The 26,393-nt window shown below is 64.9% G+C and carries 24 protein-coding genes, 1 tRNA gene, 2 rRNA genes and 1 pseudogene (1 of these 28 only partly in view); 4 read left to right on the plus strand and 24 right to left on the minus strand.

The annotated features are described in order from the left end of the window. Positions 1-570: 570 nt before the first annotated feature. The 18 genes from GNT64_RS16390 to GNT64_RS16475 form a co-directional block, all read right to left on the minus strand. Positions 571-3,369 carry a conjugal transfer protein TraG N-terminal domain-containing protein gene (locus GNT64_RS16390; RefSeq protein ID WP_156680491.1) on the minus strand — a complete coding sequence of 933 codons (2,799 nt, stop codon included), beginning with the start codon at positions 3,367-3,369 and terminating at the stop codon, positions 571-573. Between the two features lie 10 nt (positions 3,370-3,379). Next, positions 3,380-4,768 (minus strand): conjugal transfer protein TraH, encoded by a 1,389-nt coding sequence (locus GNT64_RS16395; protein WP_422396600.1) that lies wholly within the window; start codon positions 4,766-4,768, stop codon positions 3,380-3,382. A gap of 130 nt (positions 4,769-4,898) precedes the next feature. Further along, complete coding sequence (locus tag GNT64_RS16400; protein ID WP_277873278.1) at positions 4,899-5,672, minus strand: conjugal transfer protein TraF; 774 nt, start codon at positions 5,670-5,672, stop codon at positions 4,899-4,901. Between the two features lie 41 nt (positions 5,673-5,713). Then, entirely contained in the window at positions 5,714-7,447 is a 1,734-nt protein-coding gene (locus GNT64_RS16405; RefSeq protein ID WP_156680493.1) for a conjugal transfer protein TraN, read from the minus strand. After that, complete coding sequence (trbC, locus tag GNT64_RS16410) at positions 7,444-8,202, minus strand: type-F conjugative transfer system pilin assembly protein TrbC (protein WP_156680494.1); 759 nt, start codon at positions 8,200-8,202, stop codon at positions 7,444-7,446. Before trbC ends, GNT64_RS16405 begins: the two co-directional genes overlap by 4 nt. After that, positions 8,202-9,236: a conjugal transfer pilus assembly protein TraU gene (gene traU / locus GNT64_RS16415; RefSeq protein WP_156680495.1), complete on the minus strand. Its 1,035-nt coding sequence runs from the start codon at positions 9,234-9,236 to the stop codon at positions 8,202-8,204. Before traU ends, trbC begins: the two co-directional genes overlap by 1 nt. Then, positions 9,233-9,880, minus strand: coding sequence for a type-F conjugative transfer system protein TraW (gene traW, locus GNT64_RS16420; protein WP_231639055.1), 648 nt, complete (start codon positions 9,878-9,880; stop codon positions 9,233-9,235). Before traW ends, traU begins: the two co-directional genes overlap by 4 nt. Beyond that, complete coding sequence (locus tag GNT64_RS16425; RefSeq protein ID WP_156681708.1) at positions 9,877-10,407, minus strand: S26 family signal peptidase; 531 nt, start codon at positions 10,405-10,407, stop codon at positions 9,877-9,879. Before GNT64_RS16425 ends, traW begins: the two co-directional genes overlap by 4 nt. Further along, positions 10,397-10,786 (minus strand): TrbI F-type domain-containing protein, encoded by a 390-nt coding sequence (locus GNT64_RS16430; RefSeq protein ID WP_197277044.1) that lies wholly within the window; start codon positions 10,784-10,786, stop codon positions 10,397-10,399. Before GNT64_RS16430 ends, GNT64_RS16425 begins: the two co-directional genes overlap by 11 nt. Then, positions 10,779-11,129, minus strand: a complete 351-nt coding sequence (locus GNT64_RS16435) for a hypothetical protein (RefSeq protein ID WP_156680497.1) — start codon at positions 11,127-11,129, stop codon at positions 10,779-10,781. Before GNT64_RS16435 ends, GNT64_RS16430 begins: the two co-directional genes overlap by 8 nt. Before the next feature lies 1 nt (position 11,130). Then, positions 11,131-13,698 (minus strand): type IV secretion system protein TraC, encoded by a 2,568-nt coding sequence (gene traC / locus GNT64_RS16440; protein ID WP_156680498.1) that lies wholly within the window; start codon positions 13,696-13,698, stop codon positions 11,131-11,133. Continuing rightward, entirely contained in the window at positions 13,695-14,531 is an 837-nt protein-coding gene (locus GNT64_RS16445) for a TraV family lipoprotein (protein ID WP_156680499.1), read from the minus strand. Before GNT64_RS16445 ends, traC begins: the two co-directional genes overlap by 4 nt. After that, the gene (locus GNT64_RS16450; RefSeq protein WP_156680500.1) at positions 14,528-15,370 is read right to left on the minus strand and encodes a DsbC family protein; all 843 of its coding nucleotides are present in this window, start codon (positions 15,368-15,370) and stop codon (positions 14,528-14,530) included. The genes GNT64_RS16445 and GNT64_RS16450 overlap by 4 nt, the downstream gene beginning before the upstream one ends. Positions 15,371-15,408: 38 nt before the next feature. After that, positions 15,409-16,755 carry a TraB/TrbI/VirB10 family type IV secretion system protein gene (locus GNT64_RS16455; protein WP_156680501.1) on the minus strand — a complete coding sequence of 449 codons (1,347 nt, stop codon included), beginning with the start codon at positions 16,753-16,755 and terminating at the stop codon, positions 15,409-15,411. Further along, a complete protein-coding gene (locus GNT64_RS16460; protein WP_156680502.1) occupies positions 16,752-17,564 on the minus strand; it encodes a type-F conjugative transfer system secretin TraK in 813 nt (270 codons plus the stop codon). The genes GNT64_RS16455 and GNT64_RS16460 overlap by 4 nt, the downstream gene beginning before the upstream one ends. Beyond that, entirely contained in the window at positions 17,561-18,127 is a 567-nt protein-coding gene (locus GNT64_RS16465; RefSeq protein WP_156680503.1) for a type IV conjugative transfer system protein TraE, read from the minus strand. Before GNT64_RS16465 ends, GNT64_RS16460 begins: the two co-directional genes overlap by 4 nt. Before the next feature lie 13 nt (positions 18,128-18,140). Then, positions 18,141-18,428, minus strand: a complete 288-nt coding sequence (gene traL / locus GNT64_RS16470) for a type IV conjugative transfer system protein TraL (RefSeq protein ID WP_156680504.1) — start codon at positions 18,426-18,428, stop codon at positions 18,141-18,143. 27 nt (positions 18,429-18,455) lie between these two features. Next, positions 18,456-18,779 (minus strand): TrbC/VirB2 family protein, encoded by a 324-nt coding sequence (locus GNT64_RS16475; protein ID WP_156680505.1) that lies wholly within the window; start codon positions 18,777-18,779, stop codon positions 18,456-18,458. Positions 18,780-19,172: 393 nt separating this feature from the next. Here GNT64_RS16475 and GNT64_RS16480 point away from each other — a divergent pair, with 393 nt between their 5' ends. Then, on the plus strand, positions 19,173-19,646 hold the full coding sequence (locus GNT64_RS16480; RefSeq protein WP_156680506.1) for a helix-turn-helix domain-containing protein: 474 nt from the start codon (positions 19,173-19,175) through the stop codon (positions 19,644-19,646). A gap of 425 nt (positions 19,647-20,071) precedes the next feature. Here GNT64_RS16480 and GNT64_RS16485 read toward each other — a convergent pair whose 3' ends face one another. Further along, on the minus strand, positions 20,072-21,166 hold the full coding sequence (locus GNT64_RS16485) for a sensor histidine kinase (RefSeq protein WP_197277045.1): 1,095 nt from the start codon (positions 21,164-21,166) through the stop codon (positions 20,072-20,074). 160 nt (positions 21,167-21,326) lie between these two features. On the opposite strand from GNT64_RS16485, the gene GNT64_RS16490 reads away from it, so the two are divergent. Continuing rightward, positions 21,327-21,668, plus strand: coding sequence for a response regulator (locus GNT64_RS16490; protein WP_231639056.1), 342 nt, complete (start codon positions 21,327-21,329; stop codon positions 21,666-21,668). Between the two features lie 265 nt (positions 21,669-21,933). After that, the gene (locus GNT64_RS16495; RefSeq protein ID WP_156680509.1) at positions 21,934-22,161 is read left to right on the plus strand and encodes a hypothetical protein; all 228 of its coding nucleotides are present in this window, start codon (positions 21,934-21,936) and stop codon (positions 22,159-22,161) included. A 31-nt stretch (positions 22,162-22,192) separates the two neighbouring features. Here the strand turns inward: GNT64_RS16495 and GNT64_RS16500 are convergent, their stop codons facing one another. After that, positions 22,193-22,405, minus strand: a complete 213-nt coding sequence (locus GNT64_RS16500; RefSeq protein WP_156680510.1) for a hypothetical protein — start codon at positions 22,403-22,405, stop codon at positions 22,193-22,195. Positions 22,406-22,665: 260 nt separating this feature from the next. Here GNT64_RS16500 and GNT64_RS22025 point away from each other — a divergent pair. After that, a pseudogene (locus GNT64_RS22025) lies at positions 22,666-23,751 on the plus strand (recombinase family protein); the annotation flags it as partial. Positions 23,752-23,784: 33 nt separating this feature from the next. Here the strand turns inward: GNT64_RS22025 and GNT64_RS22030 are convergent. From GNT64_RS22030 to GNT64_RS16520, 4 genes are all read right to left on the minus strand, one after another. Continuing rightward, positions 23,785-24,093, minus strand: a complete 309-nt coding sequence (locus GNT64_RS22030) for a hypothetical protein (protein ID WP_231639057.1) — start codon at positions 24,091-24,093, stop codon at positions 23,785-23,787. Between the two features lie 184 nt (positions 24,094-24,277). After that, positions 24,278-24,354 (minus strand) — tRNA-Met (locus GNT64_RS16510). Between the two features lie 72 nt (positions 24,355-24,426). Next, positions 24,427-24,541, minus strand: a 5S ribosomal RNA gene (gene rrf / locus GNT64_RS16515). A 113-nt stretch (positions 24,542-24,654) separates the two neighbouring features. Beyond that, positions 24,655-26,393: ribosomal RNA gene (locus GNT64_RS16520) — 23S ribosomal RNA — on the minus strand (it continues 1,053 nt past the right edge of the window).

Below are 26,393 nucleotides of genomic sequence, written 5' to 3' on the forward strand. Positions count from 1 at the left end.
AATCAGGCATGATCGAAGGGCTGATTTGTGCCGCGTACCCGTCATCACTTGGACGTAAACGAACTCCAAATTCTGCTGCTCGGCGCCCCAAGCGGCCGACCGTAATCCACTAGAATGAGAGCACTTCCGCAATCCTCAACTCCGCCCTCGCGAGTCCGTTGCGCAAGCGACTTATCAACACAGACATGCTTCGGTACGCCGGCGCGATCGGATTTCACCGAGAGTAGAGGACGCGCGGGCTTTCGAATTCCACTCGCGGCAAGGAGGCGCTTGAGTTATGATAGGAGAAGCTTCGAGGCCCAGCACCATGTCAGATCCTGCCACCGATCCTCGACCCGAAGCACACGCAGATCGCCTCCGCGCGCTCGAAAACGAGCTCAGCGCACAGCGACGACCGTTTCCGAGCGATGGGTTCGACGGGATTCGGGAATATAGTCACGCATGGCACGAGAACCGTTCTACCGCTTACTTGCTGCGGAAGAGTTGGGCTGATCCCGTAAGCCGCTGGTTCATTGTCGCCGTCCTGATAGGAATAGGCGCGATTTGGGCGTACCTTTTCTCGCAGTAGTGTCAGCGATCATCAACGGGATGAGATCGGACAGACTTGCCCCATTCTCTGGCACGTTCAGCCCCCTCAGCGGTCGGCTGAGCCGCAGCACCCGATGTGTCACCCTCGCGGATCCGACGCCTTCTATCAATTTCGATGGTGCCCGCCACTTGGGCATTGGAGACTTCGCCCCGAATGTCATAAACTCGGCTTAACAAATCTCCGCTTCCTGCAACTCTGGGAACGGGTGGCAGGGACCGTGTCGAAACAGCACCGGATAGGTTGACGTCCTCTTCCCCGGCCGCGGCGGGTCGGAGCAGCCCCGTTGCGCCAGGAGCCGTGAAATGATCTTCGACTTGAGCCCTCATGTTTTGCCCGACTTGCTCAACATATTTTGACATGAGTAAGTCACGTTCGAGCACGATTTGAGGATTGTTGCTGTGCCAGTGTGTGGCATCTGCCGGGTCGAACTCGCGATATACCAGAGGCGTGCTGGCGATCTCGGATCGCGCGAAATTAAGGAACGCGTCACTCGTGTTGAGCGAACCGCTGACGCCCTCACCATCCCGTGCCGACCAACGCATCTCAAGGCGGTCAGCCTCTTCGTAGAATCGCCGCGCTTCTCGGCTGAAGCTCTGCGCTTCGGTCACGCTTGAGCTAATGCCTGAACCCCTGCTCGACACATCTGAGCGCGAACTCGTCGCGACTGACCGATCGAAAGCGTCGCGATTCTCCGACCAGCCATGACCCATCGACCATGAGTCGAGCGCATCTCGGATATTCGAGCCCTCGCGAGAGACCGAGGCCGTATCGCTGTCTGTCCACCTCTTCGACATTCCTCCGCTCCCAACTGCGGAAACTCCGCCAGACACGACAGGCAGACTTCCGCCAGCAGCGGCGTTGAGGCTGGCTGACCCACTGACAAACTTCTCGACCGCGATCGAGTCCGCTACCTCCGCGCGGAGCCCGAACCGGCTCTGGAGCATGCGCGATGCCTGATCGACCTCGTTGAAGCTCTTGCTGATATTCGAACGGTCCTCAGCTCCGTAGCTGTCGGCGACCGAACGATCGTTGCTGATGGCATGGCGGAAATCGTTGAACCTGCTGACGGCATTGCTGACGCTTTCGCTGGCCTGGTTCGAGAGGGTCTCGCCGCGGGCGCGGGTCTCACTGGCAACCTTCGCCGCCTCGGTCGCGACCGATTGCGTCACTTGCGGCATGAACGGCAGCTTGGAGACCGGCACGTCGAGCAGCTGATTGCCGGGGAAGCTGGTCGCCACGGTGCCCGTATCGTTGAACGCGCGGGTCTGCGCGGCGCCGTAGGTGAAGCTCGGCGCCTGGTTCCATTGGTCGTGCTGGCGGGTTTGCACCGTCTGGTTGTCGAAGCTGCTGTTGCCCATGGCTATGTTGCCGGTCGACGCCTCGCGCGCCGCTTCCTCCGCCGCATTCTGTGATGAATTAAGGTAGCTGGTCGCCTGGCTGGAGATCGCCATAGCGCCTCGGGCGATACCGCCGGCGAGGAACGGGATCGAGGCGACGAGATAGCCGGCGAGCAGGCCGATATCGCTATTGGCCTCGCCCATGCCGGTGAAGCTGCCAAGCGTCAGCCCCGACCCCGCGCCGGCACCCGCCACCTCCGCGGCGCCTTTGAACATCATCACCATGTGGAGGATGACGTAGAGCGGCCCCCAGGCGGCGAGATAGAAGAAGCCGGTCAGATAGCCCTTGAGCGCGATCGGGCCGCTTCGCGGCATCAGGAACAGCGGGAAGAGCACTGGGAACAGCGCGTAGAAGACGACGGTCAGCACGATGTTGAGGATCGGCACCCACTTCATCGCGGCATGCGCGATCGAGCTATAGGTGCGCTCAGTCTGGATATCGGCGCGGGTCTGGGCATAGACATCGACGCTGCCGGTGCCGGTGGCGCCCGCCGCCCCGTGCATCGCCTGGCTCATCGCGTTGATCGTCAGCGTCTGCTTCAAGATGTCGCTGGCGGAGGCCGAGACGCCGGTCAGGTAGCGATAGGCGACCGGCAGATCGGCAAACAGCTTCGCCTTGGCGAGATCGGCGGTCAGCTTCGGATAAAGCTGGCGCCCAAACAGCTTGCCGAGATCGTCGGTCATGCCGTTCCACTGGGTGCTCAGCGACGTATAGGCTTCGCGGCAGGTCTGGATCGACGAGGTCACCGCGCCTGAAGCATCGCGCGCCAGCAAACGCTGCGCGCGCGCCTGGCTTCCCGGCCCGATCGCCCCCCACAGATCGGGCGCGACGGCCAGCGTCTCCATCGAATAGCGGCCGAGCAGCACGTCGTAGAAGACACACTGGCGGAAATGCTCTTCGAGGTTGGCGGCGAACTCGGGATCGTTGATCCGGAGGCCTCGCGTCGCTTCGAACAGCCGGGAGCCGTAGATCATGCCGTTGCGGCTATAATCGAGGTCGCCGGGCAGGCCGAACACTAGCTCCGACGAGCGGACCAGATAGTCACCCACCTGGCTGGTGAAGCTCGCCATCATGGCGAGGCCGAGCGGCACGTTGGCGACGTGCGCCGGGGCGAGGCTGGGGTTGATCCGGTCGGTGACCTGGACGTCCATCCGCGGCACCATCAGCACCATGTACATAAGGGTCGCCTGCAGAAACCAGTGCAGCCACGCCCGCCAGTCGAGGCTGAAGGCGACGATCAGGACCGAATAAGCGAGGCCCATGACCATGACGACCCGGAGCAGGCTCTTATAGCCCCCTGCCCCGGTCCATGCCGCGACCGCATTGAGGACGTTGACGATATATTCGCCGCCCCCGATCGTGAAGAGCTCGACGGTCGCCATCTGCGCTATCCTAGTTGAGGCCGCGGGCGCCGACGCCGCGCGACCAGTCGAGCGACGCGGCCATGCCCGGAGACATCGAGGTCGCCAGTACATTCTCGAGGAACTGCGTTTTCTGGATGATGGCCATGATCGCGGTCACCCGCGCCTGCGTCGTCTGCTGCCGATCGGCGAGGGTCGTCCGCGCCACGGCGATCTGCGCGCTCCACGCGGCGAGCTTGGCTTCGTCGGCGGCGATAAAGCTCGCCTTCGCCTTACCGACCTCGCTGACGAGCTGGTCGAGGATCGCGTAGAGCAGGTCGATCGAGGCAATCTCGGCCAAGGTCGAACGATCGTCGGTCGAAAGCCCGCGCGCATAAGCCGCCTGCACCGTCAGGATCTTGTAGAGCGGCACCGACGAGATCTGCAGCAGTTCCTTCTGCTCGGGCGTGATCGCAGTGTCGGCGCGGATCGCCTCGACCATGCCGTCGATCAGCGCGGTGACGCGCGGGCGCAGCGCCTTGGCGGTCGGCACCGACAAGGGTGCGAGCGTCGGATTGAGACACTGATCCTCGGTATCGCAATGGTAAACCTGGACCTCGCTTGCGCTGGTGCCGTCGAGCAGCGCCGTGACCAGCGTCGAGCTGGTGTCGCCGGTCAGCGGTTGGAAGCGGCCCGGATCGCTGTCGGTCGGCGGCACGTAGATGATCGTGCCGACCATGGTCATGACATATTCGGCCAGCTCGCGGTCGAAGCTGCCGCCGGGGTTGAAGAATTTCGAACCCTTGAGCACGTGCCAGGTGTAGTTCCGCGGCACCGCGCTGTTGACCGCATCCCATTTCGCCGGATCGGCGCCGCTGATGGTGGAGCTGCGCTCGCCCTTGCTGCCGCAGCCATGCTTGGCGGCGGCATAGTCGGAGAAGATGCCGTCCGAGTTGCCGATCGCCTCGCAGATCGCCTTGTCGGCAAGGTCGCCCTTCGGCCACATCGAGCCGACCAGTGCCTGGGCGGACTCGCAGCTCGAAATGTTGAGGTTGTTCATGAGCTGCGCCTTCTGGGCGAACTCATCCATGACCTTCGAGCATTCCGGGCAGACGGTGTCGATCGCGAGCTTGAAGGCGAAGCCGACGGCGTTGTTCGCAACCGCCTTCAGCATCGCGACGATCTCGCTCGAGTTGATGAACGAGAAGGAGCCGGCGAACAGGTCGATGCCGCCGCAGCCGGCGCGGGCCGAGGGCAATTGCAGATTGGCAAGGTTGGTCGTCTTCTGCGGGAAGCGCGTCCAGACGTTGCCGAGGCTATAATAGCCGGCCGACTGACCCTGGAAGGCGCTCGGGCCGGTGACGTTGGCGGCGCCGCCGGCATCGGCGACGAACCGATCCATCGCGCCGCCGACATCGGCGGTGGCGGGGCCCGCCGGCACCAACAGCGGCACGAGCGCGCCCAACAGCGCCGCAGCGCAGCGGAGCGACGCTACTCCGTCTGCTCCGCGCTTGAGCGCGGCCTGGCCAGTTGCGACTGCGGCGCGGATGCGGGCGCGGAGACTTGGCGGATCAATAGTCACTGCCGGCCTTTCGCTGGGTCAGGAGGAAGATGCGTTCCATCAGCTCGTCGGCGGCGATGATGCCGTAGCCGATCGGGATCGCGTTGCGCGTGGCGCTGTCGAACAGCACGACGGCGGGCGTCGTTTTTGCGGTCAGCCCCATTGCGGCGCGCTGGTTGGTCTCGACGGTGTAGCGTGGGAAGGTCTCGGACGGGCCGCCGTCAGTCGAGATCGCCCGTATCGTCATGTGGTGCGTGTCGGCGACGGCTTTGACGATTGGCGACATAAGTTTGCAGGCGCCGCAGCCCTGCGCAAAGAAGTAGAACAGCCCGTAACGCTGGCCGATGCGGTCGAGCGCCTGGTCGCGCTCGACCTTGCGCGCGTCCGACCATACCTGCTTGGCGACGGTGCCGACCGGCCGCTGAAGCGTGTAGTCGAGCTCCGGCGCCTGCCACAGCGCGCGCTGCCAGACATCGCCGAACAGCGATGCACGATCGAGTTGCGCGCGTTGGAAGCGGATGTAGGCGGTGACATTCTCCGGCGTCGGCTCGAGGATTGCCCTGGCCTTCAGCTCGCGTAATTCGGCGGTGACGGCATCGAGCTTCTCCGCCGCGGTCGGCTTGGGCGGTGCGGCCGACGCGGGCGATGTCGGCGCCTCGGCCTTCGGCCGCTCGCAGTAGAACCAGGTGCCGAGCTTGCGATCATGGCAGTAGAAGCGGTCGCCCTGCTGCACCGGTGCCGGCGCGGCGGGAGGCTGAGCGCGGACCGACGGCGCGGCGGCGATGCCGAGCACGAGGAAGCCGACAACGCGGGCGCGGGGCGGGCTCACCGACCACCTCCGCTGATCGCGTAATAGTCGTCGATCTTGCGCTTAAGCGTGTCGATGGTGGCGAGGTCCTCGGGCAGCTTCGCCGCATCCTGGAACTCGGCATAGACCTCCGAGAAATCCATCCGGCTGAGATCGAGCCGGGCGAATTCGTCGATGGTAAAGCCCTGGCAGCTCTCCTTCTTGGGCGTGCCCCACGCCTTGCCGATCTGCGGCCGGCCTTGCTCCTGGAGGATGCGGCTAAGCTTGGACTCGAAGCAGCAATAGGCCTTCTTCTTGGTAACGCAGACGCCGAGCACGCTGTCCGAGCAATAGCTGCCGACATAATGGCACAGCCCCTGGGCATCGCGCTGGTGGAGCAACACCTCCTCCCGTGAGCAACCGAGCGAGACCAGCAGGCTCGAATAAGGGATCAGCGGGAAGGCCTTGCCGGCGCAGCAGTTGAGCAGGCCGAACACCTTGGAGTGGCAGGTGTCGCGCTCGCCCTTGAACAGGGTCAGGGTGGCGGGATCGAACTCCCCGCCTGCCTGCGCCGCGGCATGCAGTGCGACGGCCGCATCCTTGAACTCCGCGTTCGGCTGGCGATCGATCGTCTCGCACTCGCCGTTGATGCAGTAGATGTCGCCATCGCAGACATATTGCTTCTGCGCCGCGGGGCCGTACGGCACCGCGCAAGCGTAGATCCGCTCGCGCGTCGGGCACGGTAGGTCGTCGGTCAGACATTCCTCGCGGACGAAACGGCACGATGTGTTCGCCTCGAGCGCATCGCAATTCTCTGCGGGGACGGCGTGATGGCACTGATAGCGACGCCCCCACGCCCAACATGGCTTGGTGACCGCAATGCCGTCGATCGTGCGGGTTACTGGGTCGCTCGACGTGCAGGTCTCCGCCTCCAGCGTGCAGCCGCCGTCCGCCGCCGGCCCGGCGCAGGCGCTTTCGTCGCGTCGCTCGGCGATCGAACTCGTGCCTTCGGTGTTGAGCAACGTCGCGCCCGCGACCTCGGCATCGCACAGCAGCTCGTCGACCGGTTCGCCGGGCTCGATGCAGCCGCCGCGAGCACCGCGGACCAGGCAGCGTCCGGCGTGGGTGCCGGTGACGCGGCAGCTTGCCGCCTCGAACAGGCTGCAGTCGTCGACGCGATTGAACCGCGCATTGTAGGCACTGCACCAAAAGCGATAGGCGGTGGTTCGCGTGACCGAGACAACCAGCGGGATCGTGCAAACTTCCGTTTTTTCCTCGAGCACGACGCCGTCGTTGCAGGTCGCCTCATAGGTGCCAGCGCCACCGGTCGATGGTGGAAGCTCGCGGCAGCTGCCCTCGCCGCCGCTGACCCCCATGCCGCTGACATAGGTCGTCGGATCATCCGCGACGGCGCGACCCCGCGCGATCGTCGCCTCAATGTCCGCGACAGCCACGCGAGGCCGCCGATCGAGCGACGAGCGCACGGTTTGATAGCCCGGGTTGGTGGTCGCCGCCGCCGCCGCCTGTGCCGCGATCGCGTCGGGATCGTCGAACAGCGCCGATTGCGGCGGCGAATTGGTGAAATTCGGCAGCGTTGCCGCCGTCGGCGCGGTCCTTGCGGCGCTCTGCGCCTTGCCAGCGATGTCGCCCGCGAACGCCTTGCCCTCAGTCCGGGCAGCCTCGGTCTGGCTCTGACCCGACGCCATCGAGCCGGTCAGCCCGGCGCCGAATAGCGCAAGCCCGACAAGCAGCGGAATGGCATGCGGGTTCATAGCCCGTCTCCGCCGAGCCGTGCGCGGTAGATCGCCGCGACGCGTGCCGCCGGACCATTACCCGACGCGAAGGTATCGAGCGCGTGCGCGAGGGTGACGTTGCCGTCGATCCGATCGTGCGGCGGCAGCGCGGTGTGGCAGTCGAAGCCGTCGCACAGATCGAAGTCGGTCGCGGTGACGACATAGGCTGGCACCGCGTCGACTGCGAAAGCGCGGAACAGCCGCGGGTCGATGCCGACCGCGGCTCTGACTTCGCCTGCCGGTAGCACCTTGGCCAGCGCCGCGGTGAAGGTCCGCGCCGAGTTGCCGGGGAGGCCACGAAACACGACCACGCCTCCCGCCTTGCTGACATCGGCGATCACCGCCTTCAGCGACCCGGCCGGCATCGAGAGGCTGGCGAAGGCAACGAGCCGCGGCGCATCCTCGGGCGCCATCTGCGTGGCCGATGCGGCGACCATCGCATCGAAATCGAAGGCCGCCGCCGGATCGCTTGTTGGCTTGGCCGTGCGGGCGTAGCCGCTGACGGCGGCCCGGGCGTTCGCGGCCACCTCGGCCGCCTCCTGCTTCAACGATTGGCCCCGGCCCGCGATCGACGTCGCGAACGCCTCGGCATCGGTCGGCGCGAGCTTAGCGCGCGCCCTGACTTTAGCCAGATCGAGGCCGTCTACCGTCTGCGCGCCGCCGCCCGACGCGAGCCCAAGCAGAACGCCTGCGAGAGCAGCGCCGGCTGCGATGAGGGTGAGATCGCGCCGCATCACAGCGCGCAACAGTTACGTTTGCGCCAGACGAGATAGCCCATATCTTCTCCGATCGCGGGGTAGACCTGGCCGGCTGACATTAAGGTTGTCGATGCGCCAATCGGCGCGCAGGCGTAGCGCCCGCCGGTCTGGGGATTGGGGTTGGTGGCCTGGAAGCGGTATTGCTGCTTGCGCATCACCGGCATGAGGTAACTGCCGCACAGGCCTCGTCTGCCCATGGTGCCCCAGGCGACGAGCTCACGGTGGAGCTTGTAGGCGAAGCGGGCGAGCGCCAGCCGCGACGCCTGAACATGCCCGATCGAGGCCGCAACATTGCCGTTGAGCGGGTACATCGTGCCCTGGCAACCGGCACACCAGAACAATGGATCGGTCGGCAGCTTGGCGGTCGCGGCAATACAGTCGGCGGCACAGGCCGCGAGCGCCAGCGGGTTGGCGAACAGCACGGCTTCCGGGTTGATGATCGCGGTGAGCTCGGAATCCTGCCACAGCGGATCGACCTCGGTGATGTAGAGGATGTCGATCGAGCCCGCTTCGAGGCAGAGGAAATCGGCGACGATCTCCATCCAGTAGAGCAACGGATAGGCATACCAGTGGACGTGCCAGCCACTCGTATTCTGCGCCTTGCCGCCGACGGCACTCGGTCCCGCGATCGTCTTGAAGCCGATGTCGAAACCCGGGTCGAGCTTGAGTCCGCCAAGATTGACGAAGCACCACGGCTTCATGCTGACATCCGCCAGCCGCACCGGTTCCCAGAAGCCCATGGCGATACCGACGCGAAGACCACAATTGCAGACCGGCAGGTCCGGATTATCCGTGTCGGGACGGCCCGCGATCGACGGCCAGATATTGAGCCCGCCGACCGACATCGGAAAGAGGCAGCTCCAGCAGACGTCGGTGATCGGATTGACGAAGTGGCCGGTGCATTTGCCCGGCGTGCCTTCGGCGCGCGCAGGGGCGGCGAACGTCACAACGGCGAGGGCGGAGATTAAGAGCGACAGGCACCGCCGCGCCGAGTTTCTCCCGCGCGTCATCCGCGATCTCCTTTGGCTTTCGAGACGACCAGCTCGCGGACGAGCAGCGCGCGGCCCTGCTGTTCGACGAGCGCGGGCACGGCGCGAATTTCGAGACGGCGCGTGAGCGTACCCTGCTGGTCGAAATAGAACCGGCGTTGCGCGGCCTTCATCAGCGCGAAGGGAGAGCCGTTGACCAGGATCAACTTGGCGTCGAGCGCGGTGGTGTTGCGCATCGCCCAGGCCACTTGCGCGGCGTCATCGCCGTCAAGGAAGACGAGCTTCTGGCGCAGCGGTACGGTGTCGAGCGGATTGACGCGCATGCCGGCCGCGACGATCACCCGCCCCCGCCCATCGCGCAAATCCTGGCCCACCGTGATCGTCGGGTCGAACGTCCAGCGCCGCTCCTGCTTGGCGGTGACGATGCCGGAAACCGCGGCGGGCCGGCGGACCTTGGCGGCGGTGCGCTCGGCCAGCTGGCGATTGGCGCGGTCGATCTCGCCTGAGGCTTTCATCGCGGTCAGGCGCTGCTGGATTACCGACAGCAAATCGGCTTCAATCACCGGGAAGACCGCACCCGGCCGACCATAATCCTTTGCGGACGCAGGCAGTGCGACGCAGGTGCATGCCATCGCGACGATCCTGAGGGGAATGCGCCGGGTCACAGGATCGACTCCCCGACGCCGATCACCCGCGGCCGGCAGATCCAGCCGATCACCGCATAGCGGCTGTCGAAGCTGTCTTTGTTCGGCGTGGCGACGAAATAGCAGCCGCGCGGGATGGTCCCAGTGGGGCCGGCCTGAAGCGGCTCGCCACGCATCGTGTTCGGCTTGGCGAGGGCGACGGGCGTGCCGTTGATCAGGAACAGGCGTCCACGGCGCGCAATGTGATCGCCGGCGACTCCATAGACGATCTTGCCGAATGGCTGCGGATCGCGACCGAAATGCCGCTCGAGCAGCGCGCTCGGCGGCGGATCGAAGAAGACATGGTCGCCGCGCGCTGGCACCCGGTGACGATCGACCAGGAACGCCCAGTTCGGCAGGCTGCTGCTCTGGTTGATCAGGAAGATATGGCCATCGCTCCAGCTGGCGACGCTCGCATAAGCCGGGACGCTGACAGCAAGGCAGGCGAGCAGCGACCAGCGCCGCCGACGTGGGGGCGACCAGAAGCGATCCTGCTGGTCAGCGCGCATCACGGCTCGCCTCCAGCGCCCGCGCGACGCGCGTCCTCACGTCCGCAGTGCGATCCTCGACCGAGCGGCCGAGCGTCGCTTCCGAGACCAACACGGTTGTGCCATCACGGCCAAGATCGGCGACGGCCGTGTTGATCGCCGCGAGGTAGGTGCCGGTCCGCTTGGCCGCCTCCTCGGGCGTTCCGCCGTTGCGCGCTTCCGCGGCAACGAAATCCTCGACGAGCCTCGAGAGGCTGACCGACACGATCTGGCGCTGCTCCAGCGCGACCAGCGTGCGTGTCGCCCATGCCGTCCAGATCAGAGCGATGGCCAGAAGAAGCGCCGTCGCGACGCGCGTGACCGACCAGCCGGCGATGGTGCGAGTGGTCACGTCAGCCACGATCGCCTCCACGCCGCAATTCGCGCCGCAGCCGCAGTACGAAGCTCGGCAGGCGCGCAATCAGAAACATCCCGACGATGCCAAGGAAGACGCCAAAGAGCTGGCCGTTGAAGCTCGCGCGCGCCGCCTGATCGGCCGACAGATAGTGCGCCGAAAGATTCTGCAGCTGCGCGAAGAAGCGCGAGGGTCGCCCGTCGGCCATGAGGATCATGAAGGCGAGCAGCGCGCCCAAGGCGGCGAGCAGGATGCCGCTGACCCAAAGGACGGCGCTCAGCAGCAGATGGCAGCCATCGGCGAGCAGGCGGCGAGCGCGGGCAAAGCGGGCGCGCATCGGTTCGGGCATATTATACATGGTGCGCCTCGCTGGGATCGGCTGCACCCGCCGCGACCGCGTCGATCGCCTCGGCGATGCTGGCGCCGGCCGCCATCCGCCGCTCGATCGCGGCATAGGTGTCAGGCGAGGAAGAGAAGACGGTGGCCGAATAGCGGTCGAGCACGAGCCGGCCGATGGCCTGCATTTCGGGGCCCCTGATGAAGACCTCGGAATATTCCGAGCCCGACCGCTTCAGTGAGCGGATCAGACCCTCCGTGCGATCGTCCATATCGAGCCGGGCCGATTTGCGCAGATCCGCGACCGTCTCGGGCTTCTGCTGAAGGATCAGCATCCAGTCCGAATTCTCCAGCGCCGCAGTCGCGCCGTCCGACTTGTAGAAGTCGTTCAACGACTGGGTCGCTGTGCACAGCGCGCCGCCATATTTGCGCGCGGTGCGCGCGTACGTCTCGACGAAGTCGGACATCGAGCCGCCCTTGAGCATCGCCCAGGCCTCGTCGATCAGCAGCAGCTTCTTCACCGAGCGGGGTGACCGCGTCATCGCCTGACTGGTCATGAACATGATCGCGGTCAGCACGACCGAGCGCAGTTCCTCGCGGGTGGCGAGGTCGGACATTTCGAAGACGGTGAAGTCCGCCTCCAGCGCCAGCGTCGCCTCACCGTTGAAGAAGCCGCCATAGGTGCCGCCGCTGCGAAATGGCCCCATCGCGATCGCGAGATTGGCGGCGTCGGCATTGCCCGTTGCTTCGAGCGCGGCGGCGACCGCATCGATCGAGCCGGCGCGGCCCTGCTCTTCCCATACGCGATTGACCGCCTGGTCGATCAGGCCGCGCTCGGTGTCGGTCAGCCGGTCGATGAACCGCGCCATCTGCCCGACGATCGCCTTCAGCATCGCCATGCAGTCGAGCCGGTAGTCTTCGTCTTCGGCGACCCGCTCGCGGTCGATCATCGAGAAGAGGTTGAGACAGAAGCCGCTCGCCAGCGTGAACTCGATGAAGCGCCCGCCCTGCAGCCGGCAGCTGTTCATGAAGGACCGGCCGTCGTCGATGACGACGACCTTGGCGCCGGCGCCGCACAGGCTCGCGCACATCTCCTGCAGCAGCACGGACTTGCCCGACCCGGACTTGCCGAAGATCGCGACATTATGATTGCCGGCACCATTCTCGAACGGCGACCAGAAGAAGGGTTGGCCCCGCCTGCCGAGGAACAGCAGATGCGGGATCGCGCCGCCGAGATATTCGCCCTGCACCGGCGCGATGTTCGCCGCAGTCGTCGACAGCATCGTCCGCATCCGCCGGCAGCGCTCGAGATCGGCACCGAGGCCGTCCGCCAGCGTCAGCGGCATCGCCGCGAGCAAGCCCTGGATCTGAAGGAAGCGCTCGTCGGCGAGATCCCAGCCGGCCGACTTGTAGAGCGACTTGACCATCCGCTCGTTGCGGTCGCCGTCGCCTTCAGGTGAGAAGCAGGTGACGCCGTAGAAAGCACGTACCAGCCGGCGCCCTTCCTGCATTTGCGCCTGAACCTCCCGCCACTCAGCGGCCTGCTCACGCAACTTCGGAACATAGCGCGCCGATTTGCCTTCGCTGAGCGATGTGGTCCTCAGGAACTTCATCCCCGCGCGGGCCGAGGCGGCCTCCTGGTCGGGATAGACCAGGCACAGGATCGTCGCGGCAGGGCACGGAAATCGTAGCTTATCGGTGATCAGGTCGCCGATCAGCCGCGCCGTTTCCCACGGCGTCCAGCGCGTCGGCATGTTGCGCACGCCGAAATGACGCACGTCGAAACGGTCGGGATAGATTTCGCCGATCTCGGGTGCGTCGCCTTGCCTCGCGCCAGTCGCCCGGAAGCGTTCGGTCCGGAGCAGCATCCGGCTTTCTTCGACGACCAGCTCGATGTCCCGACGGAGCGCCTGATCCGCGATCGGATCGAGCGGATTATAATCGACGGCATCGTCGCCGCTGGCGGTGGTCGGCGAGGTCAGGTCGTCGAGGAAGGCGATCAGTTCGACCGGCGTGACATCGACCGCCGGCACGTCGAGCGAGCGCAACACGCCGAGCAGACTCTCGCGCACCGCGATCAGCTCCTCCTTCGAGGTGGCGCTCGCCGCGGGTACGCCGACCGAGACGAGCAACTGGTGATGCCGCGCATGGAACGGCGCACCGGCTGAGCCGCTCGTCCAGACGAGATCGTAGAGGCATTGCGCCCGGGCGCGCGCGATCCGCTCATAGACGCCGCCGCGCGCATAGCGTGGTGCAAACCACGGCGCGATGTTGCGGCTGATGCGCGGGCTTGCCCAGTGGACGATCTGGACGCAGGCGCCTGCTGGCAACCCTTCCGAGAAGAATTGCCCGAGCAGGTCGCCGACCTTCTCGTCAGCGCCGACCAGTGGCGCGACATTGAGCACGAAGCCGGTCGAGCGCGCATTCAGGTAGAGCCGGGTCGATGGCTCATAGACACGGTACGGCAGGAAGCTCGACAGCATGTCGAGCCCGAGCACGGGACGATCGCCCTCGCTCTCCTCGCCATCGCCGAACAGGCCGGTCATGACGGTGCCCATCAGAGTGCGCAGCGACAGGCTCATCGCGGCAGCTCCTGACGGGGCAGCGTCATGGACGGATCGGCGGGGTCATCCGCAGCGGGGTCAGCCGCGTCAGGATCGCCGGCGATCGGCGGCTGGCCGAGCTTCGGCAACTGCGGCGCCGCCAAGGCCCTAAGCCTCGCGCGCGTCGCTGCGGGATCGCCTTGCGGTAGAACGACCTTGCCGGGCGGCAGCGTTGCTGGAGCTGCGTTTGGTATCGGCGCGACTACGGCGGACGTCCCTGTTTGGGGGATGGTAGGCCCTGCGACCCGATGTCCGGAGCGCGCCGCCGCGATCGCCACTGCCGATGGACCGTCGCCAGCGACGCCCGGCGGCGTGAAAGGTTGAGGGGCTCGAGCGGGGAGCGTCTCGAGCCCCTCGATCGCCGGTGCCGAAGCACCGGCGACTGCCTCGCGCAGGGAGGAAGGGGCGGAACTGCGCGAGAACTCGGGATTGGATGCGAGGTCGCTGCCGGCGGCGAAGGTCCAGCCGGCCTCTTCGACGACGGCGTGCACGGTCGCGGCGTCGTGGAGCACATCGGCTTCATCGACATGAGCGGGCAGCAGGATCGTTAGCATGCGCTCGCCGGTCCGCACCGGGACAGCACCGGAGCGTAGTGCAAGCGATGGCTGGCGCGAGCGGACTTCCGCCTCAGTGCCAGCACCCTCGCCTGCCAACGTTCGTATTGCGGCCGCATCGATCGCGGTCATCGGTGCGCACGTGCCGGTCGGCGCGCGGCAGGCGAAGTCGCCCTTGACCGTGCCACCGAGCGTCGCACAGCCGGAAAGGAGGGCGGCACCACCGAGCAATGCCGTTGCGAGAAGGTTTCGGTTCATGCTTTGCCTCCATCGATGAAGGCCTTGAGCTGCTCGGCGGGTCGGAAGCCTTCGAGCACAGCGCCGTCGGCGCGGATGATGACCGGGGTGCCGCTGAAGCCGTGCTGCTTGGCGAAGGCTTCGTTCGCGTCGAGACCGGCGACATCACACTTCGCAGCGACGGGAAGTGGCCGGCCATCATAGGCGGCGTGGAGTGCGGCGGGGGGATCGGCCGCGCAAAGCACCGCCTCCGCCTTCCTACGACTCTCCGGGCCAAAGATCGAGATCGGCCGTTCCTCGACGCGCGCGCCGAGCTTGACCAGTTCCGCCGACAGATGCCGGCAATAGCTGCAGGCGAAATCGCTGAGTATGATCAGGCGCGGACCGTTGACCGGGCCCCAATGGATGGCGCCACCTGTCGGCAGGACGCTGAGGTCGACCCTTGCCGCCTTGGCGGGCGTGGGCGCGGGCTGATCATTAGCATCGTCGCGCTTGCCGGCGGCGCCAGCGAGCAGCAGATCGGGATTGAGCTCGAGCAGGCGCGCGGCGGTCAGGTCGCTGCGCGTCTCCATGTCATAGAGCCGCCCGATCATCAGGAAGCGGGCGCCGCGATCGACATAGAAGAGCGTCGTCCCCGCGACGACTTCGCAGAGACCACCGAATCGGCCGCAGTCGATCGCACCGATCGCGGTCTTCGGCAGGCGCAGTTTCAGCGCGGTTCGGACCAACTCGGTGTTGATGCTCACCGAGGCAGTCGGCGCGGCACGCACGGCGTTGGTAATGCCACCGGCGCCCATGCCGAACAGAAGCGAGGCTCCTGCAAGAGTCGCCCAGAAGTGCGGTCCCTCCGCGCGCCTCATCTTATCAAGGACAGTGCCGCGGGTCATGTTTTGCGAATTCATTGGGAGTTCCTCACATAGACGCCATCGAGGAAGACGATTTCGACATCGATGCCGGTCGGCATCTCGACGACGGGCTGATATTGTTCTGCGCGTTCGATCAGGTATTTGGAGACGGTGTCCGCGGCGTCGCCGACGCCTTGCCCGAGACCGCCCTGGACGATGTCGCCGGCGCCGAGCGTCTGGCGCTTGCCATCGGTGCCGCTCGACAGTCCCGAGAACAGGCTGTTGGCATTGGCCGAAAAGCCGCGCCCGAAGCCGCCGACAATGCCGGCGAGCAAAGCCTGGGTGACGAGACTACCCTCGCGGCTGACAACCCGTCCGCGTACGCCGGTCTTGCCGGCAAAGCTGATGAAGCCCTTGACTTCGCTGACCGCGACCCGGCCGCCGGGCTGGTCGCAGGTCATTTTCTGGAGCTTCACATAGACCTTCTCGGCCGACAGATCGCCGCGCGCCGCACCGTTTACGACGCAGCCCTGGATGTTGGTGGTGAGGAGCTTGCCGTCCTTGACCACCGAGCGGGCCGGCCCGGTGATCCGCAACACCACCGGCAGCGGGTCGGTCTGGCTGGCGACGCCGGCCGAAGCATCGACGCCGACGATGACGCGCGCCGGCGCATAGCTGTTCGGCGGCAGATAATCCGGGCTGTCCTCAACTTCGATCGCGGGGGCTTGCGGACGCCCGGCTCGTAGTCCCGATTTGGCGGCGCCCGCCCCCTCGGCCGCCACCGTCGTGAACGACAGCGTCTTCACCTGTCGTTCGACGGCCGCTGGCAGCGCCGCTCCACCCGCGTCGCGGGCAAGGTTAGGATCGAGCGGCGATCCTGACGGGATCGACGGATCACGGGTGCCGTATGCCGGCACCGCCGCGGGCGCAGGTGCCGGAACGGACTGAGCGCGCGTCAGCTCGGTGCGGAGTGTGCTATTCTCTTGGGTCAGCGCGTCGATCGTGTGCGCGCCGTCGGCCTTCATCGCCTGGTTCTCGGCGGCGAGCGCGTCGAGCTTTGCCTGGATCGCAGGATCCACCGCACGCCGCTCCTCGAGCGCCTTCAGCTGGCGCGCCTGCGCATCCAATCGGTTGCCGTAGATCGCGACGAACTCGCGCTGGCTGAGATCGCGATTGACGATGCCGTCGGTCTCGATCTTCTGCGGCGCCTGGGCGTCGTGCTTGCTAGTAGTACCGCCACCGGCGACGAGCCAGAGCAGCGCCATCGCCACAGTTCCGCCGCCGCCGAGCAGCAGCATGCGCTGACGCGCCCGGGTCTTGCTGTTCAGCGCGCCGATCGCGCTGCCGCTGTCATCGGGGCGAGTGGCTGCGACCGCGCTGGTGGGAGGCGCGCCGGTCATTCGCCCGCTCCCGCATCCTGGACGAGATACATCGTCGTCGCACCCTTAGGCGCGAGTTCGGCCGTGCCGATACTGATCGCGAGACTGCCGTTCGGCGCCACGGTGGCCGGGTCGATGACGACCGCCTTGGCGGCGCGGTTGTCGATCCGCAGCACCTTGCCGGTCAGCCGTCCCCCGCGATATTCGGCGATCAGGCGCACGCTGAGATCACCGAGCCGCGTCGGCGGGCTCGCAACCTGCCGGACCTGGAAGCCATCGGGCACAGCACTCGTCGCCATCGCCTGGATCAGGCGGACGGCGGCATCGCGGGGCGTGGATTTCGCTTCCCAGCTTTGCGCGCGATCGCCGGCGATCGCGGGGTTCGAGACGAAGATCTGCTCCGCCTCATCGCCAGCCACCTTGCAGGTGAATTTGTAGACGAAGCCCTTCTTGCTCGTGGCGAAGAAGATCACCCGGCCGGGCGCGAAGCCGTCCGGCACCGAGATATAGATGTCACCGCGGACCGGCTCGTTGGTGACAGTGAAGTCATTATAGGGGTAGCCGGTCGTGATCTTGCTGACGCTGGCGAAGGCATCCGCGATGAGGCTGATGCGGGTGAGCTCGCGGGCCGAGACGACGCAGTCGACCTGCGCATTGTCCGCAGTCTGACGAAACTGCTCGGCCCACGCCGGCGAACCAGCGAGCGCCAAGGCAGCGGCGATGGTCGCGAAGCTGAACGGCTTCAGGTTGATGTCGCTCCATTGGACGTCGTCAGCGACAGTAAAAGTCGTATCCGCAGCAGGCAGATCGGCAGCTGGTCCGGCGGTCATCGAAACGCCTCCTTATTCTGGGAAATGAGCGCGAAGCTGGTGAGCGAGAGGCGCAAGCCCACGTAGCTCCAGCCGAAGCGGAAGCGTTTCGTCTCGCTGGCGATGACCTGGCCCCCGACGAAGGTCTTGAGGTCACCCTCGACCGTGGAGGACAGCGCCTTGGGATCGACCGTCATTCCCGTGATCACAAAGGCTTGGCTCAGGTCCGAGCCGCGCTGCTCGGTGACGATCTTGACCAACTCGGCCTTGAGCGCGCCGTAGGAGGCGGGATCAGCGAGCTTCAGGATCTGCTCCATCCAATAGTCGAGACCGGCCGGGGACCGATTGAGCAGCATCAGCGCGACGTCGCGGGTGACGAGCTCGAGATAGTCGGCCGACACGCCCGACGAGCTGATCGCCAGCGGCCGTGACGAGATCGGCTGCAGGATCACCTCGCGGTCGCGGGTGCTCAGCGCCGAGACCAATGCGAGGTTGGTCAGGAACGACGCCGCGGCGGCGACGAGCAGGATCTTGCGCTGCCGCAGCAGTGCTTGGCCGCGCTGATGCGCGATATCGGATAGCATGAGCCCCCTCCCCTCAGCCGGCGAGCCGACGGCAATGGGAGGGCGGAGTGGCGCGAAGCCGGACGAAGCCCGCTCCCAGATACCAGTAGGCCGCGTGGATGACCCAGGAGGTGGCGCGCCCTGCTTTTGCCTTTCGCAGCGCGAACCAGACGCCCCCGGCGCCCAGGATGCCCAACAGGATGTGCTGGGAGAGGATTCCCCAGGCGAACGGCGCTGCGAGACCGATGAATTCATCAAGGGTCCAGAGACCAATGAGCTCGGGATCGTCGAGCCGCCGGGGAATGAAATACTTGTCCGACATCGCGTCACTCCGCCCTCTTTCCCGCGCTCAGATGAGTGCGGTGACGGTGGAGGTGACGATGGGTACGCCGGTGCCGACGCCGATGCCGACCGCAACGGGCACCGCCACCTGCGCCAGCGTGAAGCGGCCCGACGCCATGCCGATCAGGCCGCCGGCGAGGCTGAGGACGGCGATGATTTTCCCGCCCGAGCCTTCGAGGAAGTCAGTAAATTTCGTCAGCGCCGGGCCGAAGGTGGTGTCGGCGCCGGCATAAGCGGCGCTGGCACAGAGCAGCAATGCGGCCGCGGGTACGACATAGTCGCTGGCACGGCCGAGCCGGGCTCGGGTCAGCGGGAGCTTCATGGTCAGCATCGGGAGGGTCTCCGTGGGTGTCGGCGCGGTCGAACACCGACCGCCCACTCACCTCACGCCGCTCACCCCCGGCTTCAACAGAAAGGAACATTCAGCGAACATATTTCCATCCGCGTCGCGGAATTTGCGACAGCCGTCGCGGTATCGCTTGGTATTTTCCTATGCTCCCGCGACGTCCGTCGCGGAAACTGGCCCAAGGATCGGACGACTCCGCGACACTTGTCGCGGGTCCGATCCTGGGGTGATTCGCAAGGAGAACGAGCTTATCTTGAGGCAATCCCAGCGGGCCTCCGCGCGTGGGAACACGGCGCTTATCTAGGATGTTCTTGTTTTGTTTTCCTACACTCTGGCTTCGCGCTACCTTGGCCGCGACTCGATAGCTGGAGAAGTCATGTGTCCACCACCGCCGATCCGCCCCCCTTCACCACGGCGCCGTTGCACGCCGTCGTCGCCGACCTCGTTGAGGAAAGCGGCGTCAGCCAGCGCGATCTGGTCGCGCGCGTCGGGCTCTCGAAAGATCAACTCAACCGGACTCTCAAGGGCACGCGCCACATGAGCCTGGAAGAGGCCGCAACCATCCTGCACGAGACCGGTCTGCCGGCACGCGGCACGCTGACGCTTGCCTTATTTGGTCGCCAGGATCTCGCGACCGACTGGGCGCGCTCCGGATCGGCCGCGTTTCTCGAGACGATGATCGCCGCCCTGCCCGATGCGCTTACGGCCGAGATCGGTGAAATTCGGGACCGGATCGATCCGAGGTGGGGCGCGCAGGCGGCGCGCTTCGTCGCGCAGCGCATCGCGCACCACATCCACGATATAATCGAGCGCGAGGAGCGGCTCGGAAGTTTTCAGCCCGCTGGCGGGTGATCGCCGGATCGCTCACGACCAAACGCTGGGGAGCGAAAAGGAAAAACGCGTTGTCCGGAAGGGCGGACACTACGCGACAGGCATTGAGCACGCTCCATGCGCAATTTGGAACCTGCCCAGACGACCGACGAAGCAACGACCGGGAAGCTGCGTCTTCACACCAGTTTGGGAGAGGCAGACGAGCGACTGATCAAGTTCGTCCGGGCTCTGGCCCGTTGCGCCGCCCACAGATACATCGCCGATGCGGAGAAGGCGCGCGCGCCGGCGCCGCCCCACGAAGATGCGAAGCCCTAGCAAGGCATTTGCCGCGCTGAGCGGGCTCGCGCCGGACTGAGGCTCTGAAGGGTCCGTCTGAACGACCGCCGAGGCCGACAGCTCCCTGCTGAGACGGCGTTCCGTCTATGAACGATTGGAGGCGCTCTGGCTCAGGCGCTGCCCGTAAACCTCACGGTGAAGCAGGAACCCTTCGCATCCGATCGGTCGGCGGCCGACAGCGTTCCGCCAAGCTGCCGCGCCAGTGAGGTAACTACACGCATGCCGAGGCTCTTGGCGGCGGCGGCGGGATCGAAGTCGGCGGGCAAGCCTTCGCCTTGGTCGCACACGACGATGCGGTGTTCGCCCGCTTCGTGGGCGTAGGTGACGTCAATACGACCGGCGCCGTGTTTCGCGGCGTTCGTCACTAGTTCGTTGACGAGCAGGCCGATCGGCTGGATCCACGTCGTCGGAACCTTGCCATCGTCGCCATGCACGACGATCAATCGGCCCAGGATTGTCGCAAGATCCTCGCACAGCCGCCGCAGGAAGGCGATGCACGATGCCTCGTCAGCCTCGTCGGCGTAGAAGTGGCGGTGGACCTGGGCGACAGCCGCCACCCGGTTTGCCGCCAACTGGAGGTGGGATGCAGCTGGGCCGACGTCGGGCGTGCGGCTCTGCATCGCCAGCAACCCGGAGACGAACTGCAGGCTGTTCATGACGCGATGGTCGATCTCCCTCGCCATCAGCTTGGCCTGACTGACCGCGTGTTGCGCCGAGAGGCGCATCTCCAAATGGTCGATCACGATCGAGGCGAGATCCTTGAGGTCTTCGATCTGGCTCTCGTCTATCGGCCGCGGCTCCTTGTCGATTACGCAGAGAGTGCCAAGATTGTAGCCGTCGCTCGTGGTGAGCGGGATGCCGGCGTAGAAGCGCAAGCCGAAGTCGCCGGCGACCAACGGATTGGCGAGCGATCGCGGATCGAGGCTCGCGTCCGGCAGCAGATACGGGTCGTTGGCCAGGATCGCCGATGCGCACAGACCGGGACCGCGATCGATCTGCTGGGCGGACAGTCCGTGGTGCGACTTGAACCAGATGCGGTCCTCGTCGACGATGCTGATGATCGAGATCGGGACACCGAAGCGCCGCGCGGCGAGCGCTGTGATCCGGTCGAAGGCTCCATTAGGCGGCGTGTCCAGCACATCGTAGCGCCTGACGGCCGCAATCCGCTGCGCTTCCTTGTCCAGCATGGCGTCGGCGAATGTCATGGGGCTTTCGCCTCCGTCGAGGATCATAGGGAGCGAAGAGACAGCATGCCCCGAAAATCCGGAAATGTCGAGGCGGGCACCGATGGGACGTCAGCGACGGGCCCGAGCCCGGAGCTAACACGTTCTAATATCTCAAGAAGGAGCTGAGATTGTGTGCCACGTGCTGATTATCGAGGACGAGACGCTGATTGCGATGATCATACAGGATCTGCTCGAGGAAGGCGGTGCCACGTCGGTCGATTTTGCCGTAACACAGGACGAAGCCGTCTCGGCCGCGATCGCGCATCGTCCAGCGTTCATGACTTCAGACGTGAAGTTGCTGGAGGGCACCGGCCCCCTCGCCGTCGCCGAGATCCACCGCCTCCTTGGTCCGGTTCCGGTGATCTTCATAACCGCGACCCCGGAAGATTGCAGACCATGCGATCCGTCAGAACGAATTTTCCGAAAACCGATCAATCGCGACGAGATCATCCGGGTGTTCCACGAAATGACACTCGACTGAGCGAAGGTCGCGCGTAATGTTGAACGCCTTCGGCGCGCGATTGGCGGACTTCAGCAGGATTGCAAAAGGGAAGTATAACGCTGGTCGCGGACGCCAATCCCCTCACAGTCTCTCGAGTTTGAGCTTTTGAGCCCAACGCCGGTGTGCGGAGGGGTGGTGCGGAGGCGCTCCCATAGTGCGATATGATTTCACGATCCGGCACATCGCTCGTCGCGCGTCCGCCCTGCCCGCTGGCACAGATCGTCAACCATGCTACCCACCGGCCATGAAGATAGACGGAACGATCGCAAATAATCTGAAGTTGGCGATCGCCAGCGCGCAGCGGCTTCGCGGCCACCCCGTCTATCCCGACACGATCGCCTTCTGGCGCGAGCTTCTGCACGAGGGCCGTCGCGCCCGGGGCAATGCCGCCGGGGTCGAGCTTGCGGAGCTTAATGCGCTCATCGAGAGCCTCGAGCATGAGCTCGCGGAGCGCCCCGCGCCAAAGGCGTAGCCGGCGCGCGCAGCGGCGATGCGGGGCGCGCTTATGCCGCGACCGCGTCGGCCTCGGGCCTCACCGCGCCCACGCCGCCGAGCGCGGCACGGGCCAGTGCCGCGGCGTGCCGTCGACCATAAGCCGCGCTCGCGCCGAACGCCTCCCTCAGGACCCGGTCGGTTACGTACTCCAGTTCCTGAGGTCGAGGCAGTCTGCCTTCGATGATGCACGCCAGCAGGGCGCACGGGAAAATTCGCTCCATTATCGCTCTCCTGTGTGTCCGCCGCTCAACGGCTTCGGTTGCCAACAATATAGCAGGCCTCACCCGGATTCGCGACCTCTGTCGGCCCGCCGTTGGCGAGATCGGCCGCGACGGCTGATCAGCTGCCGGCGTCGAAGGCCACGGTATTTGAATTGATCGGGTTTGTGCGGGCTCTGGCTTGCTGCGCGGCTCAACGATACAATGCCGGGACAAAAAGGAGCGCGCCCGCGGCGCCTCCCGACCGAAGCAGGAGAACCCTCGTGAAGGTTGCCCTCTACGCGCGCTACTCGAGCGACTCACAGCGCGACGCCTCCATCGCCGATCAACTCCGCGTCTGCCGTGCGCATGCCGAGCGCCAGGGCTGGCAGATCATCGAGGAATATACCGATCACGCGATCTCCGGCGCGTCGCTCCTGCGCCCCGGCATTCAGGCGATGATCGCTGACGCGCTGAGCGGCCGTTTCCAGCTCGTCCTCGCCGAGGCAATGGATCGCCTGTCGCGCGACCAGGAGGACATCGCCGGCCTGTTCAAGCGCATGGTCTATGGCGACGTGAAGATCATCACCTTGTCCGAAGGCGAGGTCACCCAGCTCCATGTCGGCCTGAAAGGCACGATGAACGCCCTCTTCCTGAAGGACCTCGCGGACAAGACGCGGCGCGGTCTGCGCGGCCGCGTCGAGCAGGGAAAGTCTGGCGGCGGCAACTCCTACGGCTACACCGTGGTCAAGCAGTTCGACGCCCATGGTGAGGCTGTCCGCGGCGACCGAACGATCGACACCGACCAAGCTGCGGTCGTCCGTCGCATCTTCAGCGACTACGCCGCCGGCAAATCGGCGAAGCGCATCGCGGTGGAACTCAACCGCGAGAAGATATCCGCACCGAGCGGAGGCGACTGGGGCTTCAGCACGATCAACGGCAATCCGAAGCGCGGTACGGGCGTCCTCAACAACGAGCTCTACATCGGCAAGCTCGTCTGGAACCGCCAGCGCTTCGTCAAGGACCCAGCAACTGGCAAGCGTCAGGCCCGGCTGAACCCGCCGGAGGAATGGATCACTCAGAACGTACCTGAGCTGCAGATCGTTGAAGATACGCTGTGGGAAGCTGTGAAAGCGAGGCAGGCCGGCTTACGTCTGCGCGAAGACGGAGCGGCCTCGAGCGAAGCGGCTCAGGTCAACACCCGTCGGCGGCCACGGTACCTTCTCTCTGGTCTTACCCGCTGCGGTATCTGTGGCGGAGGCTACGCCATGATCTCCACCGACCTCCTCGGGTGCTCGACAGCCCGCAACAAGGGTACGTGCGAGAACCGAACGAACATCAGGCGAGATGCGCTCGAAGTCCGCGTGCTGGACGCATTGCGTCACCATCTCATGGAGCCGGAGCTATTCGCCGAATTCTGCCAGGAGTTCACCCGCGAGATGAACCGCATGCGGTCCGCGGGCCGGGAAGCGATCGAGTCCGCTGATACCGAGGTCAAGAAGATCGATCGTGACCTGGATCGGCTGGTCGATATGATCCTGCGGGGCGGAGCGGCCGATCGCCTGAACGCGAAGATGTTGGTCATGGAGCAGCGCAAGCGCGACCTGGAGGCCTTCCTTGCCGAAGCTAGCGAGCCGTCCCCGCTTCTTCATCCCGAAATGGCGAACTTCTACCGGCGCCAAGTCGGCGAACTGCACGAGCTGCTTCAGCATGGACCGGAAGCGGCACGGCTGAAGGCCGCAGACACGCTCAGGGCTTTGATCTCCGCAATCGTGCTAACCCCAAACGATGAAGGACTGGCGGTCGACGTGCAGGGGGATCTCGCCGGAATCCTCGCGATTGCCTCAAACGCGAAAAGCCCCCGTCCGGATGGACAGGGGCTTTCGCAAGTTGAGATGGTTGCGGGGACAGGATTTGAACCTGTGACCTTCAGGTTATGAGCCTGACGAGCTACCGGGCTGCTCCACCCCGCGGTGAGGTGTGGTGCGGGGTGGTCCCGCGGAAGGGTATGGATGACATTGTGCTGTGCATGCGCCGGCCGCAAAGCCTGGCGGCGCCCTACTCTTCCACTGCTTGAGCAATAGTACCATCGGCGCAGTCAGGTTTCACGGCCGAGTTCGGGATGGGATCGGGTGGGTCACTGACGCTATGGCCACCAAGCTATGGGGCCGGCGCGTGCACAGGGTTCTGGAAATCGAGTGGTGTCTGCTGAGCCTGTTCATCCGTTGTCACGGGCGACGGGGTTTATCGGCCCTGTCGGTGATGGCGGGACTCTCAAGCGCGAATAGAGCGATTAGTATCGGTTAGCTCCACGCGTTACCGCGCTTCCACATCCGATCTATCAAGGTCGTGGTCTTCGACCGCTCTGAGAAATCTTATCTCGAGGGGCTTCCCGCTTAGATGCTTTCAGCGGTTATCCCGTCCGTACATAGCTACCCTGCTGCGCCGTTGGCACGACGACAGGTCCACCAGAGGTACGTTCAACCCGGTCCTCTCGTACTAGGGTCAACTCCTCTCAAATTTCGACGCCCACGGCAGATAGGGACCAAACTGTCTCGCGACGTTCTGAACCCAGCTCACGTACCACTTTAATTGGCGAACAGCCAAACCCTTGGGACCTGCTCCAGCCCCAGGATGTGATGAGCCGACATCGAGGTGCCAAACAACCCCGTCGATATGAGCTCTTGGGGGTTATCAGCCTGTTATCCCCGGCGTACCTTTTATCCGTTGAGCGATGGCCCTTCCACGAGGGACCACCGGATCACTATGACCGACTTTCGTCTCTGCTCGACTTGTCAGTCTCGCAGTCAGGCTGGCTTATGCCATTGCACTCTAACAGCCGGTTTCCAACCGGCCTGAGCCAACCATCGCGCGCCTCCGTTACTCTTTAGGAGGCGACCGCCCCAGTCAAACTACCCACCACAGAGGGTCCCTCGCCCGGTTTCACGGGCGCAGGTTAGACATTAGACAACAACAGGGTGGTATTTCACCTTTGGCTCCACACCGGCTGGCGCCGATGCTTCAAAGCCTCCCACCTATGCTACACAGTTCTTGTCCAATGCCACTCTGAAGTTGCAGTAAAGGTGCACGGGGTCTTTCCGTCTAACCGCGGGTACTCCGCATCTTCACGGAGAATTCAATTTCGCTGAGCATGTGCTGGAGACAGTGGGGAAGTCGTTACGCCATTCGTGCAGGTCGGAACTTACCCGACAAGGAATTTCGCTACCTTAGGACCGTTATAGTTACGGCCGCCGTTTACCTGGGCTTCATTTCGATGCTTGCACATCTCCACTTAACCTTCAGGCACCGGGCAGGCGTCAGACCCTATACGTCGTCTTGAAGCCGACTTAGCAGAGCCCTGTGTTTTTGCTAAACAGTCGCTACCCCCTGGCCTGTGCCCCCCATGAGAGCTTGCGCTTACATGGGGCCTCCTTCTTCCGAAGGTACGGAGGCAATTTGCCGAGTTCCTTCAGCACACTTCTCTCAAGCGCCTTGGTATACTCTACCAGACCACCTGTGTCGGTTTCGGGTACGGTCTATACGGTGGGGCTATTTCCTGGAACCATTTCGAAGCCATCCCAATCCGATAAGGGATGACAACACACATGATCCGTCACACACCACCAGGCCCACGAATATTAACGTGGTTCCCATCGACTACCCCCTTCGGGCTCGTCTTAGGGGCCGGCTCACCCTGCGCGGATTAGCCTTGCGCAGGAACCCTTGGTCTTTCGGCGACAGGGCATCTCACCCTGTTTATCGCTACTCATGTCTGCATTCGCACTTCCGATACCTCCACGGCCCATTACCAGACCGCTTCGCAGGCGTACGGAACGCTCCGCTACCGCGTGGAATAATCCACACCCTAAGCTTCGGTGCGTGTCTTGAGCCCCGTTACATCTTCGCCGCAGGATCTCTTGTTTAGACCAGTGAGCTGTTACGCTTTCTTTAAAGGATGGCTGCTTCTAAGCCAACCTCCTGGTTGTTTTGGAGATCCCACATGCTTTCCCAC

The sequence above is a fragment of the Sphingomonas profundi genome, from assembly GCF_009739515.1.
GTDB lineage: Bacteria > Pseudomonadota > Alphaproteobacteria > Sphingomonadales > Sphingomonadaceae > Alterirhizorhabdus > Alterirhizorhabdus profundi.

Coding starts and splice junctions, on each gene's coding strand:
- GNT64_RS16390 (WP_156680491.1), bottom strand. CDS start 3,369: ATGGCGACCGTCGAGCTCTTCACGATCGGGGGCGGCGAATATATCGTC.
- GNT64_RS16405 (WP_156680493.1), bottom strand. CDS start 7,447: ATGAACCCGCATGCCATTCCGCTGCTTGTCGGGCTTGCGCTATTCGGC.
- trbC (WP_156680494.1), bottom strand. CDS start 8,202: ATGCGGCGCGATCTCACCCTCATCGCAGCCGGCGCTGCTCTCGCAGGC.
- traU (WP_156680495.1), bottom strand. CDS start 9,236: ATGACGCGCGGGAGAAACTCGGCGCGGCGGTGCCTGTCGCTCTTAATC.
- GNT64_RS16425 (WP_156681708.1), bottom strand. CDS start 10,407: ATGCGCGCTGACCAGCAGGATCGCTTCTGGTCGCCCCCACGTCGGCGG.
- GNT64_RS16435 (WP_156680497.1), bottom strand. CDS start 11,129: ATGCCCGAACCGATGCGCGCCCGCTTTGCCCGCGCTCGCCGCCTGCTC.
- traC (WP_156680498.1), bottom strand. CDS start 13,698: ATGAGCCTGTCGCTGCGCACTCTGATGGGCACCGTCATGACCGGCCTG.
- GNT64_RS16445 (WP_156680499.1), bottom strand. CDS start 14,531: ATGAACCGAAACCTTCTCGCAACGGCATTGCTCGGTGGTGCCGCCCTC.
- GNT64_RS16450 (WP_156680500.1), bottom strand. CDS start 15,370: ATGAGGCGCGCGGAGGGACCGCACTTCTGGGCGACTCTTGCAGGAGCC.
- GNT64_RS16455 (WP_156680501.1), bottom strand. CDS start 16,755: ATGACCGGCGCGCCTCCCACCAGCGCGGTCGCAGCCACTCGCCCCGAT.
- GNT64_RS16460 (WP_156680502.1), bottom strand. CDS start 17,564: ATGACCGCCGGACCAGCTGCCGATCTGCCTGCTGCGGATACGACTTTT.
- GNT64_RS16465 (WP_156680503.1), bottom strand. CDS start 18,127: ATGCTATCCGATATCGCGCATCAGCGCGGCCAAGCACTGCTGCGGCAG.
- traL (WP_156680504.1), bottom strand. CDS start 18,428: ATGTCGGACAAGTATTTCATTCCCCGGCGGCTCGACGATCCCGAGCTC.
- GNT64_RS16475 (WP_156680505.1), bottom strand. CDS start 18,779: ATGCTGACCATGAAGCTCCCGCTGACCCGAGCCCGGCTCGGCCGTGCC.
- GNT64_RS16485 (WP_197277045.1), bottom strand. CDS start 21,166: ATGACATTCGCCGACGCCATGCTGGACAAGGAAGCGCAGCGGATTGCG.
- GNT64_RS16495 (WP_156680509.1), top strand. CDS start 21,934: ATGAAGATAGACGGAACGATCGCAAATAATCTGAAGTTGGCGATCGCC.
- GNT64_RS16500 (WP_156680510.1), bottom strand. CDS start 22,405: ATGGAGCGAATTTTCCCGTGCGCCCTGCTGGCGTGCATCATCGAAGGC.
- GNT64_RS22030 (WP_231639057.1), bottom strand. CDS start 24,093: ATGCTGAAGCAGCTCGTGCAGTTCGCCGACTTGGCGCCGGTAGAAGTT.